At 32.3% G+C, this 24,863-nt stretch carries 29 protein-coding genes and 1 other RNA gene; 21 read left to right on the top strand and 9 right to left on the bottom strand.

Translation table 11 applies throughout. The features are described 5' to 3' along the window. Positions 1-31: 31 nt before the first annotated feature. Positions 32-1,726 (bottom strand): M23 family metallopeptidase, encoded by a 1,695-nt coding sequence (locus ACOQOS_RS07260; RefSeq protein ID WP_420574307.1) that lies wholly within the window; start codon positions 1,724-1,726, stop codon positions 32-34. 184 nt (positions 1,727-1,910) lie between these two features. On the opposite strand from ACOQOS_RS07260, the gene ACOQOS_RS07255 reads away from it, so the two are divergent. From ACOQOS_RS07255 to ACOQOS_RS07235, 5 genes are all read left to right on the top strand, one after another. Continuing rightward, positions 1,911-2,201 (top strand): hypothetical protein, encoded by a 291-nt coding sequence (locus tag ACOQOS_RS07255; RefSeq protein ID WP_420575137.1) that lies wholly within the window; start codon positions 1,911-1,913, stop codon positions 2,199-2,201. Positions 2,202-2,221: 20 nt separating this feature from the next. Continuing rightward, positions 2,222-2,515: a cell division protein ZapA gene (locus tag ACOQOS_RS07250; protein ID WP_420574306.1), complete on the top strand. Its 294-nt coding sequence runs from the start codon at positions 2,222-2,224 to the stop codon at positions 2,513-2,515. Between the two features lie 55 nt (positions 2,516-2,570). After that, positions 2,571-2,700, top strand: a non-coding RNA gene (ssrS, locus tag ACOQOS_RS07245) — 6S RNA. 65 nt (positions 2,701-2,765) lie between these two features. Next, positions 2,766-4,337, top strand: a complete 1,572-nt coding sequence (rny, locus tag ACOQOS_RS07240) for a ribonuclease Y (RefSeq protein ID WP_420575136.1) — start codon at positions 2,766-2,768, stop codon at positions 4,335-4,337. A gap of 147 nt (positions 4,338-4,484) precedes the next feature. Further along, positions 4,485-4,655 carry a hypothetical protein gene (locus ACOQOS_RS07235; protein ID WP_420574305.1) on the top strand — a complete coding sequence of 57 codons (171 nt, stop codon included), beginning with the start codon at positions 4,485-4,487 and terminating at the stop codon, positions 4,653-4,655. Positions 4,656-4,718: 63 nt separating this feature from the next. On the opposite strand, the gene xerD is transcribed toward ACOQOS_RS07235, so the two are convergent. Next, positions 4,719-5,615 carry a site-specific tyrosine recombinase XerD gene (gene xerD / locus ACOQOS_RS07230; protein ID WP_420574304.1) on the bottom strand — a complete coding sequence of 299 codons (897 nt, stop codon included), beginning with the start codon at positions 5,613-5,615 and terminating at the stop codon, positions 4,719-4,721. A gap of 170 nt (positions 5,616-5,785) precedes the next feature. Between xerD and ACOQOS_RS07225 the strand changes: the two genes are divergently transcribed. From ACOQOS_RS07225 to ACOQOS_RS07205, 5 genes are all read left to right on the top strand, one after another. Next, on the top strand, positions 5,786-6,316 hold the full coding sequence (locus ACOQOS_RS07225; protein WP_420574303.1) for a hypothetical protein: 531 nt from the start codon (positions 5,786-5,788) through the stop codon (positions 6,314-6,316). A gap of 132 nt (positions 6,317-6,448) precedes the next feature. Continuing rightward, entirely contained in the window at positions 6,449-7,057 is a 609-nt protein-coding gene (locus tag ACOQOS_RS07220) for a porin family protein (protein ID WP_420574302.1), read from the top strand. A 95-nt stretch (positions 7,058-7,152) separates the two neighbouring features. Then, a complete protein-coding gene (locus tag ACOQOS_RS07215) occupies positions 7,153-7,788 on the top strand; it encodes a porin family protein (RefSeq protein WP_420574301.1) in 636 nt (211 codons plus the stop codon). A gap of 90 nt (positions 7,789-7,878) precedes the next feature. Continuing rightward, complete coding sequence (aroQ, locus tag ACOQOS_RS07210; protein WP_420574300.1) at positions 7,879-8,295, top strand: type II 3-dehydroquinate dehydratase; 417 nt, start codon at positions 7,879-7,881, stop codon at positions 8,293-8,295. Between the two features lie 92 nt (positions 8,296-8,387). Beyond that, a complete protein-coding gene (locus ACOQOS_RS07205) occupies positions 8,388-9,110 on the top strand; it encodes a diphthine--ammonia ligase (RefSeq protein ID WP_420574299.1) in 723 nt (240 codons plus the stop codon). Positions 9,111-9,495: 385 nt separating this feature from the next. On the opposite strand, the gene ACOQOS_RS07200 is transcribed toward ACOQOS_RS07205, so the two are convergent. From ACOQOS_RS07200 to lpdA, 6 genes are all read right to left on the bottom strand, one after another. After that, the gene (locus ACOQOS_RS07200; RefSeq protein ID WP_420574298.1) at positions 9,496-9,717 is read right to left on the bottom strand and encodes a hypothetical protein; all 222 of its coding nucleotides are present in this window, start codon (positions 9,715-9,717) and stop codon (positions 9,496-9,498) included. A 260-nt stretch (positions 9,718-9,977) separates the two neighbouring features. Then, positions 9,978-10,196: a hypothetical protein gene (locus ACOQOS_RS07195; RefSeq protein ID WP_420574297.1), complete on the bottom strand. Its 219-nt coding sequence runs from the start codon at positions 10,194-10,196 to the stop codon at positions 9,978-9,980. A 174-nt stretch (positions 10,197-10,370) separates the two neighbouring features. Continuing rightward, positions 10,371-10,571 carry a hypothetical protein gene (locus tag ACOQOS_RS07190; RefSeq protein ID WP_420574296.1) on the bottom strand — a complete coding sequence of 67 codons (201 nt, stop codon included), beginning with the start codon at positions 10,569-10,571 and terminating at the stop codon, positions 10,371-10,373. Between the two features lie 133 nt (positions 10,572-10,704). After that, the gene (locus ACOQOS_RS07185; protein WP_420574295.1) at positions 10,705-11,007 is read right to left on the bottom strand and encodes a DUF3817 domain-containing protein; all 303 of its coding nucleotides are present in this window, start codon (positions 11,005-11,007) and stop codon (positions 10,705-10,707) included. A 1-nt stretch (position 11,008) separates the two neighbouring features. Beyond that, complete coding sequence (locus ACOQOS_RS07180; RefSeq protein WP_420574294.1) at positions 11,009-11,629, bottom strand: hypothetical protein; 621 nt, start codon at positions 11,627-11,629, stop codon at positions 11,009-11,011. 64 nt (positions 11,630-11,693) lie between these two features. After that, positions 11,694-13,085, bottom strand: coding sequence for a dihydrolipoyl dehydrogenase (lpdA, locus tag ACOQOS_RS07175; protein WP_420574293.1), 1,392 nt, complete (start codon positions 13,083-13,085; stop codon positions 11,694-11,696). A gap of 713 nt (positions 13,086-13,798) precedes the next feature. Between lpdA and ACOQOS_RS07170 the strand changes: the two genes are divergently transcribed. The 9 genes from ACOQOS_RS07170 to ACOQOS_RS07130 all read left to right on the top strand — a co-directional run bounded on the left by ACOQOS_RS07170 (position 13,799) and on the right by ACOQOS_RS07130 (position 21,139). Continuing rightward, complete coding sequence (locus ACOQOS_RS07170; protein ID WP_420574292.1) at positions 13,799-14,908, top strand: hypothetical protein; 1,110 nt, start codon at positions 13,799-13,801, stop codon at positions 14,906-14,908. Between the two features lie 81 nt (positions 14,909-14,989). Then, positions 14,990-15,520, top strand: coding sequence for an AAA family ATPase (locus ACOQOS_RS07165; RefSeq protein ID WP_420574291.1), 531 nt, complete (start codon positions 14,990-14,992; stop codon positions 15,518-15,520). Positions 15,521-15,633: 113 nt separating this feature from the next. Continuing rightward, on the top strand, positions 15,634-16,218 hold the full coding sequence (locus ACOQOS_RS07160) for a hypothetical protein (RefSeq protein WP_420574290.1): 585 nt from the start codon (positions 15,634-15,636) through the stop codon (positions 16,216-16,218). Next, positions 16,215-17,240, top strand: coding sequence for a hypothetical protein (locus ACOQOS_RS07155; protein WP_420574289.1), 1,026 nt, complete (start codon positions 16,215-16,217; stop codon positions 17,238-17,240). The genes ACOQOS_RS07160 and ACOQOS_RS07155 overlap by 4 nt, the downstream gene beginning before the upstream one ends. Positions 17,241-17,253: 13 nt before the next feature. Beyond that, positions 17,254-18,048, top strand: coding sequence for a hypothetical protein (locus ACOQOS_RS07150; protein ID WP_420574288.1), 795 nt, complete (start codon positions 17,254-17,256; stop codon positions 18,046-18,048). A gap of 46 nt (positions 18,049-18,094) precedes the next feature. Further along, positions 18,095-18,616: a hypothetical protein gene (locus ACOQOS_RS07145; RefSeq protein WP_420574287.1), complete on the top strand. Its 522-nt coding sequence runs from the start codon at positions 18,095-18,097 to the stop codon at positions 18,614-18,616. Between the two features lie 16 nt (positions 18,617-18,632). Then, the gene (locus ACOQOS_RS07140) at positions 18,633-19,406 is read left to right on the top strand and encodes a hypothetical protein (protein WP_420574286.1); all 774 of its coding nucleotides are present in this window, start codon (positions 18,633-18,635) and stop codon (positions 19,404-19,406) included. A 12-nt stretch (positions 19,407-19,418) separates the two neighbouring features. Next, positions 19,419-19,880 carry a hypothetical protein gene (locus tag ACOQOS_RS07135; RefSeq protein ID WP_420574285.1) on the top strand — a complete coding sequence of 154 codons (462 nt, stop codon included), beginning with the start codon at positions 19,419-19,421 and terminating at the stop codon, positions 19,878-19,880. A gap of 29 nt (positions 19,881-19,909) precedes the next feature. Continuing rightward, positions 19,910-21,139: an MFS transporter gene (locus ACOQOS_RS07130; RefSeq protein WP_420574284.1), complete on the top strand. Its 1,230-nt coding sequence runs from the start codon at positions 19,910-19,912 to the stop codon at positions 21,137-21,139. A gap of 38 nt (positions 21,140-21,177) precedes the next feature. Here the strand turns inward: ACOQOS_RS07130 and ACOQOS_RS07125 are convergent, their stop codons facing one another. After that, positions 21,178-21,282 (bottom strand): hypothetical protein, encoded by a 105-nt coding sequence (locus ACOQOS_RS07125; RefSeq protein ID WP_420574283.1) that lies wholly within the window; start codon positions 21,280-21,282, stop codon positions 21,178-21,180. A gap of 149 nt (positions 21,283-21,431) precedes the next feature. On the opposite strand from ACOQOS_RS07125, the gene ACOQOS_RS07120 reads away from it, so the two are divergent. Then, positions 21,432-23,609, top strand: coding sequence for a hypothetical protein (locus ACOQOS_RS07120; RefSeq protein ID WP_420574282.1), 2,178 nt, complete (start codon positions 21,432-21,434; stop codon positions 23,607-23,609). A 9-nt stretch (positions 23,610-23,618) separates the two neighbouring features. Beyond that, a complete protein-coding gene (locus ACOQOS_RS07115; RefSeq protein ID WP_420574281.1) occupies positions 23,619-24,848 on the top strand; it encodes a hypothetical protein in 1,230 nt (409 codons plus the stop codon). Positions 24,849-24,863 lie beyond the last annotated feature (15 nt).

Genomic DNA, 24,863 nt, shown 5'->3' with positions numbered 1-24,863 from the left:
TATATCGTATTGGTTTCAATAGTATGGGTTTTTAATTTTTTCTATAAAATGTGCTGGTAAAAGTAGTATTATTTCCAACATTATCAGTAACGATCAACTTTAAATTATGTTTTGCTTCTGCAAAAATAATATCGTTAAAATCGTAAGTTAGCATGCCTTTCTTTGCGTCATATTCAAGTAAAATCCATTTTCCATTAATCGTTCCGCGATAACTACGAACACCAGAAAGATCGTCAGTTACTTTAATTTTTAAATACTTTTTACTAGAAATCCACTTGTCTTTCGCAAAATTAATAGGTTTCACTTTTGGTGGAACTGAATCTTTGGCTAGGAAATACGTGCCTAAATTTTTGGTGCTTGTGGTAAATTTTGGTCCTTTCTTTTTAGTTCTACTATAGGAAGGTTTTTTCTTCCTGTTTAGGCTTGCGATAAACATTTTTTTGCGCTCTTTTGCAGAATATTTAGATACATCAAACGAGATCACAAAGTTTTTATGTGCCGCTACTTTATCATTGTGAATTTTGTAGCGTCCTTTTTTATCTCTAGACAGCGTGAAATAAAAATCTTCATAAAATGTATTTTTCGGAATGTATACACTTACGTCGCCTTCTTTGATAGCATGTTCTGCATTTCGCGTGATATAATTCTTTGTAATGATTTCCTTCTTTTGTTGTTTAATGGCTTGTGTTTTACCAACAATCGGTACTGTAATTGTCGTAATATTATTTTTAAAGTCTTTTACTTTTAAAACAACTGTATATTCTTTTCCTTCTTCTATTTGAATGCGTCCGTTATCGACAACTCCGTCATAAATACTCAACTTGTTTGCAGGAGTTACAAAACAGCGTTGTACACGTTGCTTTTTTTCTTTGAAACGAGCGTAATCAATTAAGGTATTAATGTATCTCGATTCTCCAAATGAAAACTTATTGAATGTATAGCTGAAGTTTTTTATACCATTAACAAAACTTTCCAATTGGTAAATTCCGTTTTTATTAAAAGCTAAATCTTGTCGGTCGTAAGAATTAATTCCCAAGCCAATTTCACCAGAAGCATATACTTTTGAAGCGATAAAACTATTTTTCTCTTTTCCTTTTTTTAATTGTAATTGAACAATCTTATTAGATGAATTGATTTGGGCTGAATCTGACAAAGCATAGGCAAATACACCATTTACAGTTGGATGGTGAGAATCTTTTACATCAATTCCAAACAACATCGGATTCATAGGTTTAGAAGCTGCATCGCGTATTTCAAAGTGTAAATGCGGTCCGCCAGAAGAGCCACTATTCCCAGAATAAGCAATAACTTCTCCTTTTTTTAAGACCAATTCATCTGCTTTTGGATACAATTGAATTTCGTAACTCTCTTTATTATATTGTTGTTTCTTTAAATATGCTTCTAGCTTCGGCGCTAACTTTTTTAAATGCGCATACACGGAAGTATAACCGTTTGTATGCGTTACATACAATGCTTTTCCAAATCCCCAATGTTGAATTTTTATGCGAGACACATGTCCGTCACCAATCGCAAAGACTTCAAAACCTTCTTTTTGTTTCGTTTTAATATCAATTCCGGAATGAAAATGATTGCTTCGCAATTCGCCAAAAGTTCCCGATAAAATGATAGGAATATCTAACGGCGATCTAAAATCATTCTTTGGATATGTATTTTGAGAAAAAGTATAAGAAAAGAAAAATAAAAAAATAAAAAACAGTCTGTACATAAATCAAAAATGAGTTTGAAAAGCTAAAATAGCTAATACTTAGTTAATTTGGAATCTTTAAATTCAAAAACTGCACCAAAAAAAGTATGAATCTTAAAGTAATACTTTAAATAATAGTCAAAACCCTTGCGAACTAATTTTATGAATGCTAAATTTGTATCCGTATGCATTGAATAAAAATGTAATGAATAGTACTTTGAAAATTGTTGATTCTCTTGAGAATAGAGTAAGTAAAATGCTCCATAGGCTTGAAGTTTTGGAACAAAGAAATCATCAATTACGCCAAGAATTAACCAATTCAAAGGAAGAATCACAACGTTTACACGAAGAAATCTCAGAATGGGAAGAAAAGTATAACTCGTTGAAAATTGCAAATTCAATGCTCGGCAGTGATAACAACAAAAAAGAAGCTAAGCTTAAAATAAATACACTAATTCGGCAAATTGACCATTGTATTGCACAATTGGCTGAATAAAAAAGATAGTTCTTTACACTATGGAAAATAAGCTCAAAATAAAGCTTTCTATTGCGGATAGAGTATATCCGCTAACCATTGCAGCAAGTCAAGAAGAAGGGTTGCGCAAAGCGGCGAAAAAAATAGAAGCGATGATCAAACAGTTTGAGCAAAGCTATGCAGTGAGAGATAAGCAAGATGTATTGGCAATGTGTGCCTTACAATTTGCTGCACAAGTAGAGCAAAAAGCCATAGATAAAGATACCCATCAAACCGCATTAGAAGAAAAATTAAAAGCGCTCGATGATTTATTGAAAGCGCAGCTTAGTTCATAAAAGTTCTTTAAAATATAAATAGGTTACTGCCTACATTGGTTTTTATTTTTGATAAACTCAACGTTAATATAATTAAAAAGAGTGAGTCATGGTTGTAAAAGCAGGCTGCTAGTATTAAACTTGCTTTAATATTTGGGCGGATCCTTGATCAATCTGTTAGCTCTAAACTTGTTTTTTTGGAGTTTATACAAAACTCTAATCAATGTAGGCTTTTTTTATATAATTAGTACATAATTAAGATCGATAGATGATGGATAATATTACAATCATAATTGCAGTCGCCGTTGCGGCGATTGGTATAATCATAGGCTTTGTCATAGCAAAGAGTTTGGAGAAAAAACAAGCTTCTAAAATGATAGAAGAAGCCAAAAAAGAAGCTTCTTCTTTATTAAAAGAAGCGAAGGCAGATGCAGAAAATATAAAGAAAGATAAAATTCTTCAAGCCAAAGAAAAGTTTCTTGAACTAAAAGCAGAACACGAAAAATTTATCTTATCGAAAGATAAAAAAATGGCAGAAGCCGAAAAACGTACTCGTGACAAAGAATCGCAAATATCTAGCGAATTATCAAAGAATAAGAAACTCAACCAAGAATTAGATTCTAAAGTAAAAGATTATAATTACCGATTAGATATCATCGATAAAAAGAAATCAGAAGTTGAGCGTTTACATAAAAGTCAAGTAGAACAACTAGAAGTAATTTCTGGTCTTTCTGCAGACGAAGCAAAAGAACAATTAGTAGCTTCCTTAAAAGAAGAAGCGAAAACAGATGCAATGAGCTACATCCAAACCAAATTGGAAGAAGCAAAACTAACTGCACAACAAGAAGCAAAAAAAGTAATCATCAATACGATACAACGTATTGGAACAGAGGAAGCCGTAGAAAATTGTGTATCTGTTTTTAATATTGAATCGGACGATGTAAAAGGTAGAATTATTGGTAGAGAAGGACGAAACATTAGAGCCTTAGAAGCTGCCACAGGAGTTGAAATTATTGTTGATGATACACCAGAAGCAATTATTCTTTCTTGTTTTGATTCTGTTCGTAGAGAAATTGCACGTTTATCATTACACAGATTAGTAACTGATGGACGAATTCATCCAGCACGTATTGAAGAAGTTGTTAAGAAAACACGTAAGCAAATCGATGAAGAAATCATTGAAGTAGGAAAGCGTACCGTAATTGATTTAGGAATTCACGGATTGCATCCAGAATTGATTAAAACAGTTGGTAGAATGAAATATCGTTCTTCTTACGGACAAAACTTATTACAACATTCACGTGAAGTAGCAAAACTTTGTGGAGTGATGGCTGCCGAATTAGGATTGAATCCTAAACTAGCTAAAAGAGCTGGATTATTACACGATATAGGAAAAGTGCCAGATACGGAAACAGAAGTACCACACGCAATTTTAGGAATGCAATGGGCTGAAAAGTATGGTGAAAAACCAGAAGTATGCAATGCTATTGGAGCGCATCATGACGAAATAGAAATGAACTCGTTATTGTCTCCAATTGTACAAGTTTGTGATGCCATTTCAGGAGCAAGACCAGGTGCACGTCGTCAAGTATTAGACAGTTATATTCAACGTTTAAAAGACTTAGAAGATATTGCTTTCGGATTTAACGGAGTAAAGAAAGCGTACGCAATTCAAGCAGGTAGAGAATTACGTGTTATTGTGGAAAGCGAAAAAGTTGATGACGCAAAAGCAGCAGAATTATCATTCAATATCTCACAAAAAATCCAAACGGATATGACCTATCCTGGGCAAGTGAAAATTACAGTAATTAGAGAAACAAGAGCTGTAAATATTGCAAAATAGATAATAAACAACATAGATAGATTCATAGTAAACGTGAATATCGAGGTTTTTCAAACTACGGTATTCACGTTTATAGTTTATGGCAAACCTATGGCGAACCGTTTTTATTTATTGGTACCTTTAGGTATAACCTAAATAAAACCAGACATGTTAAAGAAAATTTTGAATCTAACTGGCGTTGACATGCTTACGAAAGTACAGCAAGTTGATGCTTATGGAGGAAAAGTATCTTCCATAGAGTCATCTTTTATGTGTTACTGTAATAGCATTTTTGTTGGAGAAAAAAGTTCTGTAAAAGAATGCTGGAAAACTTGCTAAACTAAAGTAATGCTGAAAAGAAGAAAAACAGAAATCTTTTTAAACGAAGAGGTTTCTGTTTTTTTATGTTCTAGGATGAAATTTTTCCATCACTTTCGCCAAATGACTTCTGTCTACATGCATGTAAATTTCTGTAGTGGTAATACTTTCGTGTCCAAGCATTAACTGAATAGCACGTAAATCAGCTCCATTTTCCAATAGATGTGTCGCAAATGAATGCCTAAATGTATGTGGAGAAATTTTCTTCTTCAATCCAGTTTTTTCTGTTAAGCGTTTAATAATGGTAAAAATCATTACGCGCGTCAGTTGTTTTCCGCGTCTATTTAAAAAAACAGTATCACTAAACTCTGGGACTTCTTTTACAAAAGGACGTGATTCATTAATATATATATTGATGTATTTCTGTGTAAACTGACTAATAGGGACAAATCGTTGTTTATCACCTTTTCCTGTAACTCTAATAAAACCTTCATCAAAAAATAAATCAGATAACTTCATACCTACCAATTCGCTTACACGCAATCCGCAGCCATACAAAGTTTCAAGAATAGCTTTATTTCGATGGCCTTCAGCTTTACTTAAATCGATTGCAGCAATCAATTTCTCAATATCTTCTAATGCTAAAGTATCAGGAAGTTTTCTACCAATCTTTGGCGCTTCAATCAATTCCATTGGATTGTCTTTTCGATAATCTTCAAAGACTAAATACGTAAAAAAACTTTTCAAACCAGAAATGATTCGTGTTTGCGAACGTGCATTTACCAATTTTGCAACTTCATAAATAAATTGTTGCATGGTATCTTCATCGATAGAAATAGGTGAATGATGAATGTTATTGTGTTCAATAAATCGAATCAACTTTTCTATATCATGCGAATAATTAACAACAGTATTATCTGATAAACCACGCTCAATTTTTAAAAAATGTTTAAAATCTCTTAATGCTTGCGTCCATTTCATGTGTAAATTCTTACTTTTTTTGGTAAATTATGTTAAAAAATAAACAATTGATTATCAGAATGTTAAAAAAAGGTTGCATTTAAATAATGTTAATAATTAGTTAACAAATGTAGGTTAATTTACAAAAAAGTGGTTTTTTTGTACCCGAATTAATTAAAAAACTATTTAAGATGAAAAAAATTATTTTAGCAGCTGTAGCTGTTTTTGGATTCGCTTTCGCAGCAAACGCACAAGATAGCGACAAGGCAACAGGGCAAACAGCAAAAGGAAAGTGGTTAATCGAAGCTAACACAGGTAACGCTGTATTAGGAACTACTGGAATCTATTTTACATCTCAAGATGGAGAAACTACATTTAACATTGGTTTAGATGGAGGTTACTTCATTATGGATGATTTAGCTGTAAAAGCTGGTCTTGGTTACGGATCTAACTCTTTAGCTGACACAAACAACTTTTCGTACCGTTTAGGAGCTAAGTATTATGTAAAAAGCATGATTCCTGTATCATTAGATGTAACTGGAACTTCTATTAAAGATGCTAACGAAAACCCATTATGGTTAGGAGTTGGAGCTGGTTACGCTTGGTTTATCGGAAGCAACGTTTCTATTGAGCCAGGAGTTCGTTACAACATTTCATTAAACGAAGACTTCACAGACGAAGGAGTTTTACAATTTAATGTTGGATTTGCTTTACATTTCTAAGAAATAAGCATAGAAAATATTTAATAAGGAAAGAGGAAGCATTGCTTCCTCTTTTTTTATGCAACATACTTTCAATAGATAGATATTTAATACTTTCGTAAATACATTAACAATCATTAAAACAACAAGTCAATGAAAAAACTTAATATTCTTTTCGTACTACTTTGTATTGGGTTTACTACTGCCAATGCTCAAAAAATTTCCTTTGGTTTTAAAGGAGGACTGAACTTAGCTGGTATTTATGGAGACAATTCAGATGGAGTAAAAATGCATGCCGGCTTACATTTAGGCGTTATGTCTGAATTTAGTCTTACAGAAAAATTCTCAATTCAACCAGAATTAGTCTATTCGCAGCAAGGAGCAAACCAAGATGTTAATTTTATATTATTACAAGATATAGCTGCACCTGCTGTAACCTTAAAAGCTCGTTACAATTATTTGAATTTACCAGTTATTGCTAAATATTACGTTACTAATGGATTGAGTATAGAAGCTGGTCCGCAAGTAGGATTTTTACTTTCCGCCAAGCAAAAAGGACAAGGAGAAGATGTGGATGTAAAAGATGGTGTAAAAAATATTGATTTTGGGTTGAATGTTGGACTTGGTTATAAATTAACCAACGGACTTAGTTTTAGTGCACGTTACAATGCAGGTTTGTCTAATATAAATGACGTAGATGGAATCTCAGATAAAAATACGAATGGAGTCATTCAAGTTTCTATTGGGTATTTTTTACGATAAGATAAAATTTGAAAAAATATGTAAGCGTACGTCAATCTCCTTATAAAATTAATACTTTCGCAATGCATTAACACAAATTAACAACAGATTAAAAAATGAAAAAATTAGTAGTATGTATTGCATTGGTCTTTATAAGTGTTTCTCAGTTGCAAGCGCAAACACAAGATCAAGGAGCTATTGAGTTCGGTGCTATTGGAGGAGTTAGTTTTGTAACTGTATCAGACATTCAAGGAAATGGCGCAGACGCAAGAGTATCTTTTAACTTTGGAGGATCATTTGAATACTATTTCTCAGACCGTTGGGGAATTAAAACAGGACTTATCTATGATTCAAAAGGTTGGGGAGATGGTTTTGTTGAATCGTTAGATCCAGCTGGAAACAGTGTACGAGCAGATGCAGACTTTAAATTAAATTATTTAACGATTCCTGTAATGGCAAACTGGCACTTTGGAAGCACTAGAAAATGGTATTTAAACTTTGGTGGATATGCAGGGTTTTTATTAAATGCAGAAGAAACAGCATTTGGAAATGATGTTAAAGACGGGCTTTCAAGTACAGATCTAGGATTAGCTGTAGGAATAGGATACAAGTTTCCAATCACTGATAAAGTAAAATTATGTATTGAATACCAAGAGCAGTTTGGACTTGTAGATGTTTTTAGAAATAATAGAGGAGATGCAGTAACAAACAGAAGAAGTAGCTTCAATGTAGGAGCATTATTCAATTTGTAAAAGAATTAAAACATAATAGTAATACAGAAAAGGAAGCTTCGGCTTCTTTTTTTGTACGTTGAAATTCGTATTTTTACCAAAACAATTCCCATGAATATCATCATTATTAATGGACCAAACTTAAATTTGCTTGGAAAACGCGAACCAGAAATTTACGGAAGTGCAACTTTTGAAGATTATTTTAAAGAGCTTCAGGAGCAGTTTCCAAATGTAAATTTAAGCTACTATCAATCGAATGTAGAAGGTGAATTGATCAATAAAATTCAAGAAGTAGGTTTTGATTATGACGGTATCATTCTGAATGCTGGAGCATATACACATACTTCTATAGGAATTGGTGATGCCATCAAAGCAATAACTACCGCTGTTGTTGAAGTGCATATTTCAAACACTTTTGGCAGAGAAGCATTTAGACATCAATCGTATATTTCACCAAATGCAAAGGGCGTAATTTTAGGTTTTGGAATGCAAAGCTATCAATTGGCAATTCAAAGTTTCATTGCATAGATAGAATCATCAAATAAACATTCTCAATTTTTTACAATCTATTAAAATGTTTGTCGGTAAATTCTATCTGACCAAAACATGAAAAATCACAGATGAAAAAAGCATACTTTAATTGGAGCACAGGAAAAGATTCTTCTTTGGCTTTATATCATATCTTACAACAAAAAGAATACAACGTAACTCAGTTAATCACTACGGTAAATAAAGATTACGAACGTGTTTCTATGCATGGTTTACGAGAGGAATTACTAGATGCGCAAGCAGAACGTTTACAATTACCATTACAAAAAGTTTATTTCCCAGCGCAAGTTACCATGTCCGATTATGATGAAACAATGCGCAAAGCCACACAACAATTGGTAGAGCAAGATTTTAAATACGGAATTTTTGGAGATATCTTTTTGGAAGATTTACGTGCTTATCGTGAAAAAAAGCTAAAAGAAGTAGGTATTACAGGTGTTTTTCCACTCTGGAAACAAAATACCAGAGATTTACTAAAAGAACTTCTTTCGCTAGGTTTTAAAGCAATTACAGTGTGTGTCAATGCAAAGTATTTAGACGAATCATTTGTGGGAAGAGTACTTGGTGAAGATTTTTTAAATGACTTGCCTTCGACTGTTGATCCTTGTGGAGAAAATGGAGAATTTCATACTTTTGTCTTTGATGGTCCTATTTTTTCTTCTCCAATAGACTTTACAATTGGTGAAAAAGTGTTAAAAACATATACGCCTTCTAAAAAAGAGGAAGATAACTGTTCCTCAGATAGTTCTACATGGGATAATGCCTTTTGGTATTGCGATTTAATTCCGAAATAAAGAAAGTTTCTTAAAAATTAACGTTTCTCTGTGAAAACTTTAATCAAGTTTTGGCAATTACTTAAGAACAAATTAAGACCTATCCATGCTATATTTGAATGTGAAACCAAGCGAATGGTTTCGTGCAATTTTTTCATAGCTGAAGGTGGGATATCAGTTATTAGGTTGGTTGAGGAAAAAGTCATTCAAGAGATTGAATGACTTTTTATATTTTAATCAGTTTTAAAATACTGTAAAACTCAATCAAAGAAAAATGAAGTGTATATGCAAATGTATGATTTTTATAAAGTTGATTAATTTGATAGTTCTTTCGATATCATAAAAAAGTCGGAAGAAAAATAACTTCCGACTAAATCTGAATCAAAGTTCATTTTATAAAAATAGATTATTCCATAGTAGGCTCACACAATAGTTTTGTACAAGAACGTGCATAAGTAGTACAGGTATTACAAGTATTATTTTCTTGTGTGTATGTGATGCATGACATCACTTGACTGCATTTTTGCCAACTAAAAGGCAAATCGTTCCCTCCATGAATTCTGTTTGGTGTTAAATCTGAAATAGATTTTTTGTTAAGACGTAACGATTTAAGATTTCTTTTTTTCATACTAATAAAATTTAATGATTAATAGAGTTTAAAAGTATTGAAAACGAGTGCTGTAAGAAAGAAAATAGATGAGTCAAAGTGAAAGATTCATGAATCTTGAACGCTTTTTAATGCTTAATTCATGAATCAAACATATAAAAGGTATTCTGGGTATTAAATAAATGTATTTAGAAAAGTTAAATCAAAAAAAAGCGAACCGAAGTTCGCTAGTATTTTAGAACAAGGAGTATCCATGCGTAATGGATGATTTCCCAATTAAATTAATCCATACAAAAAGGAGGTCTTGATCTTAAAAATCGTAATGTACCACAACCATCATACGTAAAAGTTACACCTGAGGCCGGTTTTGTAACTGTTGCAGCAGCTCCTGAGTTTCCTGCGTTGTTATTATTATTTGCGCCACCTTTTAAATGAACACTATTAATTTCTGAGATTGTCTTTTTGTTAAGTTGAAGCGATTTTAAATGTTGTTTTTTCATTGTAAAATATTTTAGATTTATACTTCATTGGGTTTGAAAACAAAATTCATTACCCCAAAAATTAAATAAAGTTGAGGAAGCTTCATTTTAAACATAATAAGTATAGAAAATAGTTGCTTCATGAATACGTTAAAACTGTGTCAACTTATCAAATTAATAGATTCGTTGCAGACTCTATTTAGTATTAGGAGCTTCAATTGTATCGTCTTCTGGCGGATCAGGACAAACAACTCTTGATATTAGTGTTCTAATTAGACAAATTTGAATGTTAAGCGATGTTGTTAACACGCTATTAGCTCCAAGTATTTGTTGTTGCTGCAAATTGGAAATAGATCTTTTGCGAAGACGTAGCGACCTGAGATTTCTTTTTTTCATAATAATAGATTTCATAATAAATATTAAATTAAAATTATTGAAAATGAGTTCGTTACAAAAGAAAATAGAAGTCAGGTTGTGTAAGATTCATGAATGTTACACAAAAAATACTCGAAGATGTGAAAATTACTATTTAATGAGCTCTCAAATATTTTTTCTCAATATAAAAAGTAGCAAACGGAACTAAAGAGGCAGCAAAAAATATAATAAAACGTTTCACTCCCCATTTTTGTTGAATCACTACTACTAAAGCAAGTATCACATATACTATAAATAAAATTCCATGTGCCATTCCAACAATTTTATTTGGCATTGGCGTTTCCATAAAATACTTAAGTGGCATTGTAATAAAAAATGCGATATACGAGATTCCTTCCAAAATCGCAATCCAACGAAATGATTTTAGTGTTTTTGTTTCTTTAATAGTGGTCTCCATATTATTTAATACTATTTTTAAGTTTATTCATTCCGTAATACAATGTTTTCATAAACATAGTCTCATCTCTAGGATCGCATGTGTATTTTATGAAATCATAATATTTTACTTCTTGTTTTTTGGTATCTATTACGAAAATTGAAATATAATTAGTGAATATTCCATCTCCAGTATAATTCTGTACTTCCAAAAAAAGTTGCAAGCCTGAATCATTAGGAATATTCAAAGTTTCAAAATCCTCTTGTCTTCCTTCTCCATACTTAAGTCTTAATATTGGAGAAACAATTTCATTATAACTTTTTTTCAAAAGAGAGGAAGCATCTGTAAGTTCTGCATTCGGAAATACTTTCAAGGCTACCTTTTCAGAAACTTTGGCAAGTCTGTAGCGAATTTCATTTTTCTCTAAAGAGTCTGTTGCCGTAGAAAAGCGTGTATATGTTGTAGCATAAGATAAACGATCTAAAGAAGTCAGATTATTTAACTCAAATCTACTATCCTGATCGTAAATCTTTGCATTTTCATCGCAAATTATTATTGGTGGTAATTTTGGTTTCGTAGTACTTTTCGAAGTTGCACAGGAAACAATTACAATTCCAACAAGGATAAAAAAGAGTTTTCTCATCAATTAAAAAATTTAAAAACATAAAAAAAAGCCACTCAAACGAGCAGCTTTTCATAATATATTATTAAATGTGAATGACTTCATCATAAGCATCAGCGACAGCTTCCATTACGGCTTCACTCATCGTTGGATGCGGATGTACAGCTTTCAATACTTCGTGTCCTGTAGTTTCTAATTTTCTACCTAAAACGGCTTCAGCAATCATATCAGTAACGCCAGCACCAATCATATGACAACCTAACCATTCTCCGTATTTTGCATCAAAAATTACTTTTACAAAACCTTCTTTATTTCCACCAGCACTTGCTTTTCCAGAAGCTGAGAAAGGAAACTTACCAACTTTAATGTCAATTCCTTGCTCTTTTGCTTGTGCTTCAGTTAAACCAACAGAAGCAATCTCAGGAGAACAATATGTACATCCAGGAATATTTCCGTAATCTAAAGCTTCTACATGCATTCCAGCAATCTTCTCCACACACAAAATTCCTTCAGCAGAAGCAACGTGTGCCAACGCTTGTCCTGGAGTTACATCTCCAATTGCGTAATATCCTGGAATATTAGTTTGATAATAATCATTAACTAAGATCTTATCTCTGTCAGTAGCAATTCCAACAGCTTCCAATCCGATATTTTCAATATTTGTTTTAATTCCAACAGCAGAAAGTACGATATCAGCTTCTAACACTTGCTCACCTTTCTTTGTCTTCACAGTAGCTTTTACGCCATCACCAGAAGTATCAACTGAAGTTACCTCTGCAGAGGTCATAATCTTAATACCACTTTTCTTAAACGAACGTTCCAATTGTTTTGACACATCTGCATCTTCCACAGGAACGATTTTTGGCATATATTCTACAATGGTAACTTCCGTTCCCATAGAATTATAGAAATAAGCAAACTCAACACCAATAGCACCAGATCCAACAACGATCATTTTCTTAGGTTGCTTTGGTAAAGTCATTGCTTCGCGGTATCCAATCACTTTTTTCCCATCTTGTGGTAAGCTTGGTAACTCACGTGAACGTGCTCCTGTAGCAATTACAATATGTTTTGCGCTATATTCGGTTACCTTACCGTCTGCGTCTTTAACGTCTAGTTTCTTTCCAGCTTTTAGCGTTCCAAAACCGTTAATAACGTCAATCTTATTTTTCTTCATTAAGAATTGAACACCTTTGCTCATTCCGTCAGCAACTCCGCGACTACGTTGTACAACAGCGTCAAAATCTTTGTCGTATTCTTTCACTGACAATCCGTAATCTCCAGCATGTTTCAAATATTCAAAAACCTGTGCAGATTTCAATAATGCTTTCGTTGGAATACATCCCCAATTCAAGCAAACACCACCAAGACTTTCTTTCTCAACGACTGCGGTTTTAAACCCTAATTGAGAAGCTCTAATAGCAGTTACATATCCACCAGGACCACTTCCTAAAACGATGATATCGTATGTACTCATATCTTAAAATTTAGTTGTCTAATTTTCGAAGTGCAAATTTACGGAATTATCCGCGAACTTTAAATTTTATCAAGTTGTTTTTATGTAAGGTCTTGGGTTTTGGGTGTTGGGTTTGCCGTAAACTAATACCTATAATCCAAGACCTAACACCAGCTTTTGGAAGTTCCCTTCCGCGATGCTACAGGTCGCGCTATTCGCTGCAAGTCCGCGCTCGCAAACTCGCTGTGGGCTTTCCACTGCTATCGCTAACTCAGTTCGAAGTACATTTGTGAATTTTTGAAGGATGATTTGTGGTTTTTTGTCAATCTGTGGATTTGTGTTTTGTTCTCTAACTGTCAGTTCGAGTGTTTTTTACATTTTGCATGGCAAAAATGAAAAAAATGTATAGAGAATAACTTAGATAATCAAAGTACTTCTCGATACAATTCGCTTTGGCGAATCACTCGAAGTGACGTTTAGTGTTGCTTACTTTATACAAACCGTCAGTTCGAGTGATTTTCGATAGAAAATTATATCGAGAACAACTAGGAAAAGTCATTACGAGAAAGCATGACGAAGTAATCTATTTCTCGATGAAGAGATTGCCACGTGTTTTTCAAAACACTCGCAAAGACGAATCGAACACTTTCTGCATTTTGAGTTTCCTTTTTTTGTAGGAAATGTAACATTTGGCTACCTTGTAGCAACTAACTTTTGTAAATAAAAGGTAAGATATGGGGAAAACGAATTTGGTAATTGATGAAGAACAAAAAAAAGTTTTTTTGAATGGAGAATATGTTGGTGATTTTTCTCTGGGCTCTTTTAGTGGAGGAGATATCTATATAAAGTCTGAAAATCAGTTAAAACTTTTTAATGATACAGATATTAAAATAATAGATTTTTTTAATATTGGAGTTAACAGTGTTAATATAAATTTTCAAAGAGATGGTTTCCCTTACTTTGAAGATGAGTTTTTGAATGATATTTTAATATGTTTTACTAAAGAACTCGACTATTTTGTTCATGTAAGATTTCACAATGAAATCTTTTGGAAAATACCAATTGCTACTAAAGATTTCTTTAAAAAGGTTAATGAATCATTAGATAATTATGAATTATTTGAGGCTTATGAAGAACAACTAGAAGATATAGTTGATGTATTAACATTAGGTTTTTTTATTTACTTGAATATTAATATCAATATTGAAAATATTTCAACTATGATACAAGAAATTATTAAGAATCTAAATAACTGTATCCACTCTACGTTATTTGAAATAGAGGAAGAAAACAAAGCAAATATATCTAACCTATCAAACACCTTCACCTTCCCACCAGAAATCCAAAGTTCCTGTGAACAATACCTAATTTATTTCGCCACATTTCTAAAAGACATTGGCATCAATGCAGAAACGAATATAGAATCTAAAGCGCATGAAACCTTATTTACGGTAATTCCCAAAAGTGGAGAAGAAGCACTAGATAAAATAAAAGAAGCTTTGCAAATATATCTTCACTTACCCGAAAATCCAGAGTTTGAAAGTGCAGCAAATGAATTTACAGATATGAGTGTGCAAAAATTAGCTTCTCAAGTATACTTTTATAAATCACAATTGGCACTAGCAAGTACAATGCTTCAAATGAAAGATAAACAAATCGAAAGTTTAAATATGACCATCTACCAACAAGAAACATCTGTAGCATTACAAGTTGTAGAAGAAGAAAATGAGGAGAAAATTCTTGGAGGATTGGTTACGATTACTGAATTCAAATTCAATGGAATCAAAGTCAATTCTCCAGAAATGGTTCGTTTTCTAAAAAGGGTTTTTAGAAGAAAAGAGTAAAACTCAAAATGAAAAAGTATTTTTGCAATCAACAATCAACAATCAACAATCAACAATCAACAATCAACAATCAACAATCAAATGAAAATCCTCATCATGGGCGCATCAGGCTCAGGAACTACAACATTGGCAAAAGAACTTTCGGAAGTGACCGAATTCCAACATTTAGACGTTGATGATTATTATTGGAAACCTACAAATCCACCATTTGAAGAGAAAGTGGAAATGGCAGTACGCGCTGAAAATCTAAAGCATGATTTTGAAAAATATAATGATGTGATTGTTAGCGGTTCGTTGGTCAGTTGGGGAAATTATTGGCAAACAGCTTTCGATTTGGTCGTTTTTGTTACGCTAGATAAAGAAATTCGCTTACAAAGGCTTAAACAACGCGAAATTGAACGTTATGGAGATCAATTGGAAAATGATCCGGAAATTAAACAAAAATCACAAGCATTTCTCGATTGGGCAACACGTTATGACAATCTTAAATTTACAGGTCGTTCTATCAAAATACATCGCGATTGGCTAGCTTCTGTAAAAACAACAGTTATTGAAGTTGATAGTGAAGATTCTGTAGAGTTCAATACGTTTAAAGTATTGGAAGAATTCTAAGATATTTCTAACGAAAACGCTTCAATTGTAACATTTTTAGTCCAAAAACTACCTATTGTTGTATCTTTTTACAGTAAAACATAGTGATTCTATACAAATTATAAACTCGATAATTGAAAGGAAACTACAATTTTAATCCGTTTGCAGGTGTTTTAGATCGTGAAGTCAATCATACGATTGTACCACGATTTTCTGTTGCTGAAATTGTTTCTCTGATAGAAAATAATGCATCAATTGCAATTGAATTTATAGGGAAACAAGGAAGAGGAAAAACCACACATTTAATTTGGCTACAGCAACAATTACCTCAATATCCAATATTCCTTTTGGAAAAGAATCCGAATAGTTCAGAAATCATAGAACATCATTCAGACATTGTTTTTGTAGATAGCATTCACCATTTGAGTTTCGCAGCACGTGTGCAACTTTTTAAAACAAAAAAAGCAGTTATTTATACCACGCATTATACACGAAAGTTATCCTGTTTACTGAGTCAGAAAAAAATGAAAACGGTTCGTTTCAAAGGAATTGATACCCAAATATTGCGTAAAATTATAGACAATAGGTTGTCTTTGGCGCAAAATGGTTCAGAAGTGCAGCAAGCAACTTTCAGCGAAAGCGAATTAAAAGAAATGATTAAAAAATACGGAGATAATTACCGTGGAATTATTAATAAACTTTACGAAAATTATTCATGAGCAGTTCAACATTACAAGCAGAAGTATTTATCAATGAAACTAACGACGGACATGCATCTTCAGGATACTTGGAGATTGTGACAACCGAAGATATTTTGATAGATAACATCGTGGCAGATATTCAGTTTGAAGCTCGTGGACGTATGCGCGGTTATCAAAATAATATTGCTACAGTACCAATTATTCTGGAGCCAACACTTGTGAAAGCAAATGAAGAAAATATATTGCCATTTACGTTTGAACTTCGCGATGAAAATATTGAAAGTTATGAAGGTGTCAATGTGAGTTTTATCTATACATGCGAGGTCACAATATATGTGAATAAAGAAGATTTCAAAAAGCTAGGACTTAATTTTTTATCGAGTGTAAAATCGTTCATGACTTCCGATAGAAGACTGCGAACATTGAAACAGTTTGAAGTTAAAGATTTACAAAATGCCTACAAAGTAACGGAAGGATTGTATGGTTTTAATCTAGAAATGAATTATGCAATTCCTGTATTTACGGCATTAATCTTATTTTTAGGATATGTACTTTTTATTCCTGAATTTAATACAGGTTACCTCATTATTGGTATTGTGATTATCATTTTAACAACCATTTTTGTTCAATCTTTTATAAAATCATCTTTAGGGAAACTCACAATGGATCTTGAGGATGATGAAGGAAATTTTCGCTGTACTATTGGGAAAACAAAGAAATTCAATTTAAAAGAACAAACTTTGTATTATGAAATCATAGAAGAAGTAACGGACAGACGCGGAACCAAAACTTCTACAAGTACCAAAGTAGTACATACTTCAGAACATAAAACAATGAACAACTTTAAACGAAATGCAGTGTTCGATTTTCCTTATGTTGACAGTCCGGACTATGAATGTTTACAAATGAAAGATGTATCTTTTTATTGGCAAATGAACATTGTTGGGGTTTCTAATTTAGGCTTAAAATTAAAGTATACGAGTAAATTTGAAGTCAAAAAAAGCAAGCCAATTTCAGCAGAAGGATTAGTGAAATTTTAATACGAAATTGTAAATGCTTAATACAGAAAAAACATTTTATGTTAAAAATGCAGATCAGTTGGCTTTTTGTCGCGTATGTCAAAACAAATCGTTTGATGTCAAAAAAGGAACAATCTGCGGACTTACCAATGAACTTGCAACATTTCAAAAAGAATGTGATACGTTTAGCTTAAATGATGAAGAACTGGAGAAAACAGAATCTAAAATTCGCCAACAAATTTACGATCATGTACATCAATACAATGCAGATCCGATAACTATTGATAGACTAAACAAACAATTAAAATGGTTGTTTTATCCAGTGAAAAATCCAACATATAAAACGGCTAAAAATACACATGCACTTACTTTTAAAGATGAAAATAGAAAAGATGGAGATGTAGGTTTTAGTTTTGGAGCTATTGTTTTCATTATACTACTATTTATCTTATTGGAAAATGGTTGGTACATACTGATAAATATTTTAGCTCTTTTTGCAGCTATTGGATACTTTATTTATAGTTTGCTATCATATTTTAATTATACACACAAAGGACCTTTAAAGACAACAGAAGAAGGATTGTATTATAGAGAAAAAATCTACTATTGGGGAGATATTAATGATTTTTGTTATTATGATTTTTCAAGTTCTAATTACAAAAACAGAAAATTAATTTTAGGCAGCATTTCTAATGGTATGATTGAAGTAAATTTAAACGATGTACAAATCAATGAATCTCAAATCATAGAAATACTCAATCTAAATATTTTGAATCACTATGAGAAATTAGGCAAAAAAAGAGGTGAGATTATTGTTTCTGGCGAATAGTTTTTATCTTTCCTAACAACTAGACGCATTCATAGAAAAATCATCAATGAAAAACTGTATTAATTGCAACCATCCAATAGAAGAAACATCGCATTTTTGTCCAAATTGTGGCGCAAATCAAGGAGTGAAAGTTGTGTACGTTCAAAACAATAACACTAATAATAACAATAAGCCAGTTTATTTAATCGTATTATGTACGCTAACTATATGTGGTTCACTTTTTACCATTGCACGTGCTTTATTATATGAATTTTTTGCAGCCATAACAGAAGATGACGGTATTGCTACAAGAGGTATTATATACATTATTTCTTCTTGTGGAACTATTATTGGCGCAGTTTTGATGTTAGCAAGAAAACTACTAGGATTATATATTTACTCAGTATTTCAGGTGATTTACATTGTAACTCTTGGTGCTGCAATATATTTTTACAACAATAGATTTAGTTTAAAACCAACCAATGGTTTAGAAGAATTTTCCGGAGTCATCTTTTTCTATTTTGGACTTCCAGCGATTGTTTTTTTAGTTTTATATTGGTTGAAAGACGCACGAAAGCACTTAAAATAATACATACATACTAATTATGGGTTGGAAAACATCAATGGTTCTCATTGAAAACCGATATGGTTTTAATGATGAAACAGCACTTTTAAAGGCAATTGGGAAAGCAAATTATGAGTTTGATAGTGAAGTTACCTTTGAAGAATGTTTGTATCCAGGAGATGAATCGATCAATATTGGATATCACAACAATTCCATTATTATTTGCGATGATTACCAAATAACAGTACATGCTTTAGAAAACGCTGACGGACTTAATTTGATGCCACAGGAAACAGCATTGGTATCTTTATTTCCACATTCAGAAATCTTATCAGTCGCTTGCCATAGTGTTTCTGATTTTCACGGTTACGCTTTAATTCGTCGCGGATTAAAAACACGTTTAAAAATAGTAATAGATGCAGAAGTCATTGAACATGGTGAACCATTTGATGAAGAACAGAAAATCTATGCAAAGTCATATACAGAAGATGGAATTCGATACTGGAAAGAAGAAGAATTTCCTGGCGAACCATTTACAGAAGATTGTTATATGGAAGAATTCACTTTTGGAGTCGCAAAACGCTTATTAGGTGTCGATTTAAACACAGTAGCAGGATATGAATTGACACAAAATATTACATTTAGAAAATATAAAGATCCAAATGCAAAACCGAAAGAATATCCTAATTTCAAAATGCGTACGCTTGAAGAAGAAGAAAAATACAACAAACGTACTAAATGGGTAAAATATCTATTCTACTTGATTTTCTTTTTAGTAGTTGCTTATGTGAAGTCTTGTCTTAGAAAACAATAATATTTTGGAACAATGAATTATCAGCAATTAATTAGTGTAATAGTGTTTAGTATCATTTTTTGCACGAGTTGTAACGACCAATACAAAGGCGGAAAAACATATGATGTACAAAGCGAAACACATACATTACATCAAATATTAGATAAAGATCATGCAAATTTTGAGATCGTTTCAAAAGTAATTTCTCCCAATGGAAATTATGTGTATTATCATTATAAATCTAAAGCAACAACAGAAGATTTTGATAGTGTCATAAATCCACCAATCAATTATTGGTCAGTAGTTAAGAACACTACAACAGACGTAAATTTGACTCAAGGAAGAATTCCAACAACATATAAAATAAAAGCTTGGACAACAGATAATGAATTATTACTTGTAAAAGATACCATTACCAAAATGCGCGTAGGATATACAAGGAATTTAACTACTGGCAATGTTGTCAATGGAGTAAAAGTTATCATTGTCAAATAGTGTAAATATCAATAATCTTTTCTGTATTTATGGAACATAGTGTACAACAAACTAGAACAAGTAATACCATCATTATCCTATTTCTGTTATTCCTAGACAAAATGTGCTATTACGGTATACGTTCTATGATCATATTGTACTTGATTAGCGACGTATTTCAGGTAAGCGATTTTCACGCAATTTCGGTTTATAAATACCTAACATACTTTTTTATACTCACGCAAATAATAGGAGGTATTTTTGGCGATTTTGTAGTAGATAATAAAAAAGCAATATTCATTGGAAGTTTATTGGCAGTATTAGGCTGTGTAAATGCGTGTATTCCTAATTTACGCCTGTTTTACATAGGACTTGTGTTAGTAATAATAGGTTCAGGTTTTCTAAAAACAAATATGTTAGCTGCTTTTGGAAAAAACTTTTATAACCATCAAAAATATCTTGATACTGCATTTTCTTTTTACTATTTGGTAGTAAATATTGGAGCATTAGCTGCTTCGATTTTGTTTCCTATCATAAGTAACAAATACGGCTTTATTGTTGGCTTTGGTACGATTGGTATTGCTTATATTTCAATAGCTTTAATATCGCTAGCGCTGAATTTAGGAAAAGAAAAACTTGTATACGATACGCAAAAAGTATCTGAAAATGCAATAGTTTATGTAATCATTGCGATATTTTTATCTGCTTTCTTTTGGGGAATCTATGAATTGGCAGGAACTCGTACAGGCATCATATTATCTAACGAAAATCTTATAAATGGAATGAATACCATTTTTCCAATGGAACGAATTCATGAGCTTAATTTCTTTATTCTTGTGCCTATGCTTATTTTAGGAGGAATTCTTTGGTTAAAATTTCATCGGTTACAATTTTTAAAAATTGGTTTCGGATTTTTATTTGCGACACTTGCCATTTTGCAATTAACGTATATTTCTTTCGAGAATATTGAAAGTAATGTATTTCATATAATGAGTTCCATATGTTTTTTTGCATTGGCAGAAATATTTGTCGGACCAATAATCATGTCAACAATTACGCGCTATACCAATCCTAAATATTTAACAATAATTATGGCTGTTTATGGAGGCGCTAGTCTTTCCATTGTATATGCGTTTTCTCCTATAAATGAGTTTATAAATGACAAATCAGAATTTTTTACATATATCGCATTAATCTTGGCGGCAGCAATTGCAATACTGTTATTTTTAGCTGTGTTTTTAAGAGAAAAATATTTAAAAAAGTCAATTGTAAAACAGTAGAGCTTTTCCAAAATTACAAATCATCTGTAAAGTGCTTTTTACTTTTTTTGGCTAAATTTTGTTGCATTGTAGATTGAAGATGCTTCTCTAGGAATAGACAAGGATTTCCATTCAGAAGAACGAATCAATTTTACAACATACACCAATTCCTCAATATGATATAAATAGTGACACTCAAGAAACGAGAGTAATTCTATATCAACAGCAATAAAAAGCTTCCATTTTTAAGTGTTAAAATTTTGAAGTATATTTAGTTAGTTAAAATTCTTCAATTAAAACCGATTGTTGCTTTATGACTTTTAATTCTTTACTGCTGTGTATGCAATTAAAACACAGACAAGCGTTTTGTATCACATTACTATTTCTATTTTTTGGAAATTCGTCTTCACTCTTTGCTCAAACCGATTTTGGAAAACTATTTTTTCCAAAACATGAAAAATTTCAGTGGTATGTAAATATCTTAGGGAAACCACACACTAAAAAGATTGCGAAACAGTTCAAAAAGAACTTTAAGCCAAAAACGAAAAATCACTACGAATTTACAGAAGATAGTTATTATAGATCACACACAAAAGAAGGACTTATTTATAACATGTACGTTACGGATGATCAGCCGTATACTTACTACAGTGTTGGTGTTTTGAGTGATATGCACGAGTTTGGCATTCCGTTTATGAACAGTCCAACCTTTGTGGAGTTTGAAGAAAAATGCAAAAATGATCCTGACTATACAATTTCATATATCTATAAAGAAGGAAAAGGAGGGAAAATAACCGCATTGCATCATCCCACAAAATTGGCGATAAAGTTAGGGTATTCGGGTTACAAAGAATTTATTATTTCAGCAGAATTTTCTACCATAGAATACCAAAGAGAAAGCAGAAGATTACTGAGAGAAGAATTGACTGCCAAAACTAAAAACATATATAGCGAACGTGGTTTTACAATAGATCCAAAAACAGTTATACTCATAGAAAGTACTTATTATCAAATAGGGAATATGCTGTATTATGGACAATTAAAAGATGGCGTGCCAGAAGGGAAAGGACGTTGGGGAATTTTTACCTCAAGTCAATGTCCTTCAAATTTTTTACGTAAAGATAAATTTTCCATCATTGCAGAAGGTAAATTTGAAAATGGAAAACCTGTAGGCGAACACGATTTTAAACGTGATGGTAAAAAAATGATTTATGTATACAATTCAGAAGGTATTGCTACTAAATTAAAAGGCTATAATAGTGATTATTTAGTAACGTTTAATGATGATAAGTCTAAAGGAGAAACAAATACAGGAAGCACTAGTGGAACAAATGTAGTGAGTGCGTTGAAGATTTCCGTTGGTAATTACAGAAATGTTAAATATTATGGCGGAATTAACGCTGCAGGAAAGCCAAATGATGAAAATGGGCGATTAGTGCTTAATGATGTTTCAGAAGTTGTAACACACTTTGTAAACGGAAGACCAAAAAACGGAGCAAAAGCATTCTTCAAATATGAGAAATACAATAAATACTTTGCTACAGTAGAAACTACAGTGAATTCCTCTTTAGAAATGAATGGGGAAACGAAGATCAATATGAAAGATACCTATGAAGGTGTTGTATATCTAAAAAACGGAAAAGCCGATCCTTCACGACTTGGAAAGCTAACATTTAAGAATATCAAATTTACTAGCGATTTAACAGGTAGCGCTACTTTTATGGGAAAATTGACACCTGTTAGTGTTTTATATCAAACCTTTAAAGGAAAAGATGTGAAGTTTACGTTCGATGATTTTCCAGGCGCAAAATTTGAAGGAGATATTACAGTTTCAGGTTCAAATATTGTGCCTGTGGGATGGCATTCTATTACTGAATATGATAATGGAGTAAAGTTAGGTTCATTACGAGGAAAATATACACCAAGTGGTGAATTTTTGGAGGGAGAAAATTTTTACCAAACAAGAAATGCTGTTGTATATACAAGAGGAACGTATATAGATCCACGTGATGGAAAAACATACAATACAGTTACTTACATACGTCGTGATAATTTAGAAAGAGGAAATCTGATTACATGGTTTTTAGAAGACTTGGATTATCAAGCCATTACAGATGAAGTTTGGAATTTTAATCGCGGTAGGAGAGATGTTCAAAAATCTTACTACGGAATGAATGCTGCTAAAAGAGCATGTCCGGCAGGTTGGCGATTGCCAAATTCTTCAGATCTTGACGAATTTAAATTTCTCAATCCAAATCAGGATGAAATGAAAACGGCAGTAAAAGAATTGGGCTTAGAGAAAAACGGATATGTATGGGAACGATTTGGGAAAACAGAAATGTTTCAAAGAGAAGAAATGGTAACGATGTGGTTAAGTAACGAACGCTATATCTACTTAAATAAATACAATAAAGTACTCACGTTTACAGATAAAAAACTAGTACGGGACAAATTTGTTCCATGTCGTTGTGTAAAAGATGGATCATTTTAAAAGTAAAGTATGAACAGAAAAGAGTTTATAAAATATACAGCATTAGGAAGTACAGCTACACTCTTAATTCCTGCAGAACTACATGCCTTTACTGATGATTGGGATGTAGATAAATGGTATTATGGTCGGTCTGTTTATGGGTTTAAAAAAGATAGTTTACCAGGAAAAACTTTTTATAAATACAACAGTTTACTATTTCAAATTACACAAAATCCAATAGGACTAAAAGCAAAACATGAAGTCTTAATTGCCGATAAGCAAGGAGATTTCCCATTAGGTTCATTTGCAATATATAGAACTGAATATACATATTATCAAAAAGAAAAAGGTTCCATGAAATTATACAGGAAAGGAGTAAGAAGAGATCCTAAGTTGTTGACAAGGCGCTCATTTCCAGATAGCTTTTTTCGTAAAAAAGATGATTTATTTCTACATCCAAGAATGATAGATGTATCACAATTGGGGACAAAAGGAGATAAAAAAGTTCGTATAGAATATGACAATGAAAAGGATTCTTTCTTTATTTCAGGGCAATTTGATATGAACGCAGGGAAGTTTATTAAGACAGGGAAGAATACCATAATTGCTCCATATTCACATCGAACCGATGCTTGGATTAAGATGGATGAACTGCAACATAAAAAAGAAATAGAAGCGTATTTTACAGCTAATGGAATAGATTTCGAAAAACCAGCCCTTGATGTGGTTGCTGATACTTCATCTGAGAAAACTAAACCGACGCTCAAAGCATTCTCAGATAATTCTAAAAATGAAGTAGAAACTGTTGCCGAAGAAACACCAAAGCGACGTAGTTTTTTAGATAACTATAAAAAGAGACAAACAGCTACAGATAAAGTACGAAGTAGTGAATATGCACGTTACCATAGAAAATATCAAGTGCGCGAGTATGAAGATGACAAAGAGTTTTTTAAAATTCTGCATGTAACGTTATCCGGATCTTTACGTAAAGGGCAAGTTTTGAAATTCACCTATTTGCAATCACAAACCATTTCTGAAACCTTAGGAAAGTCTATAAAGTGGGAACGTAGCTATAAGCTATTAGATGATTTTGAGCCAAAACGAACGATCCGAATTCAGAATGTATCTGGAAAAAATGAAGGTTTTGTAGATAAATTTGAAAGTATACGATGCTATATTACCAATGGAAGCGTCCGAAATGCTACAATGCAATTAACCTATTCTGGAGGAAGAAGAGTAAATTTAGTAGAACAATGGTAATTTTTAATGTATTAA

This window comes from Kordia sp., assembly GCF_965224175.1.
GTDB lineage: Bacteria > Bacteroidota > Bacteroidia > Flavobacteriales > Flavobacteriaceae > Kordia.
The sequence above is the reverse complement of the archived record's forward strand: the minus strand, read 5'-3'. Positions and strand labels throughout refer to the sequence as shown.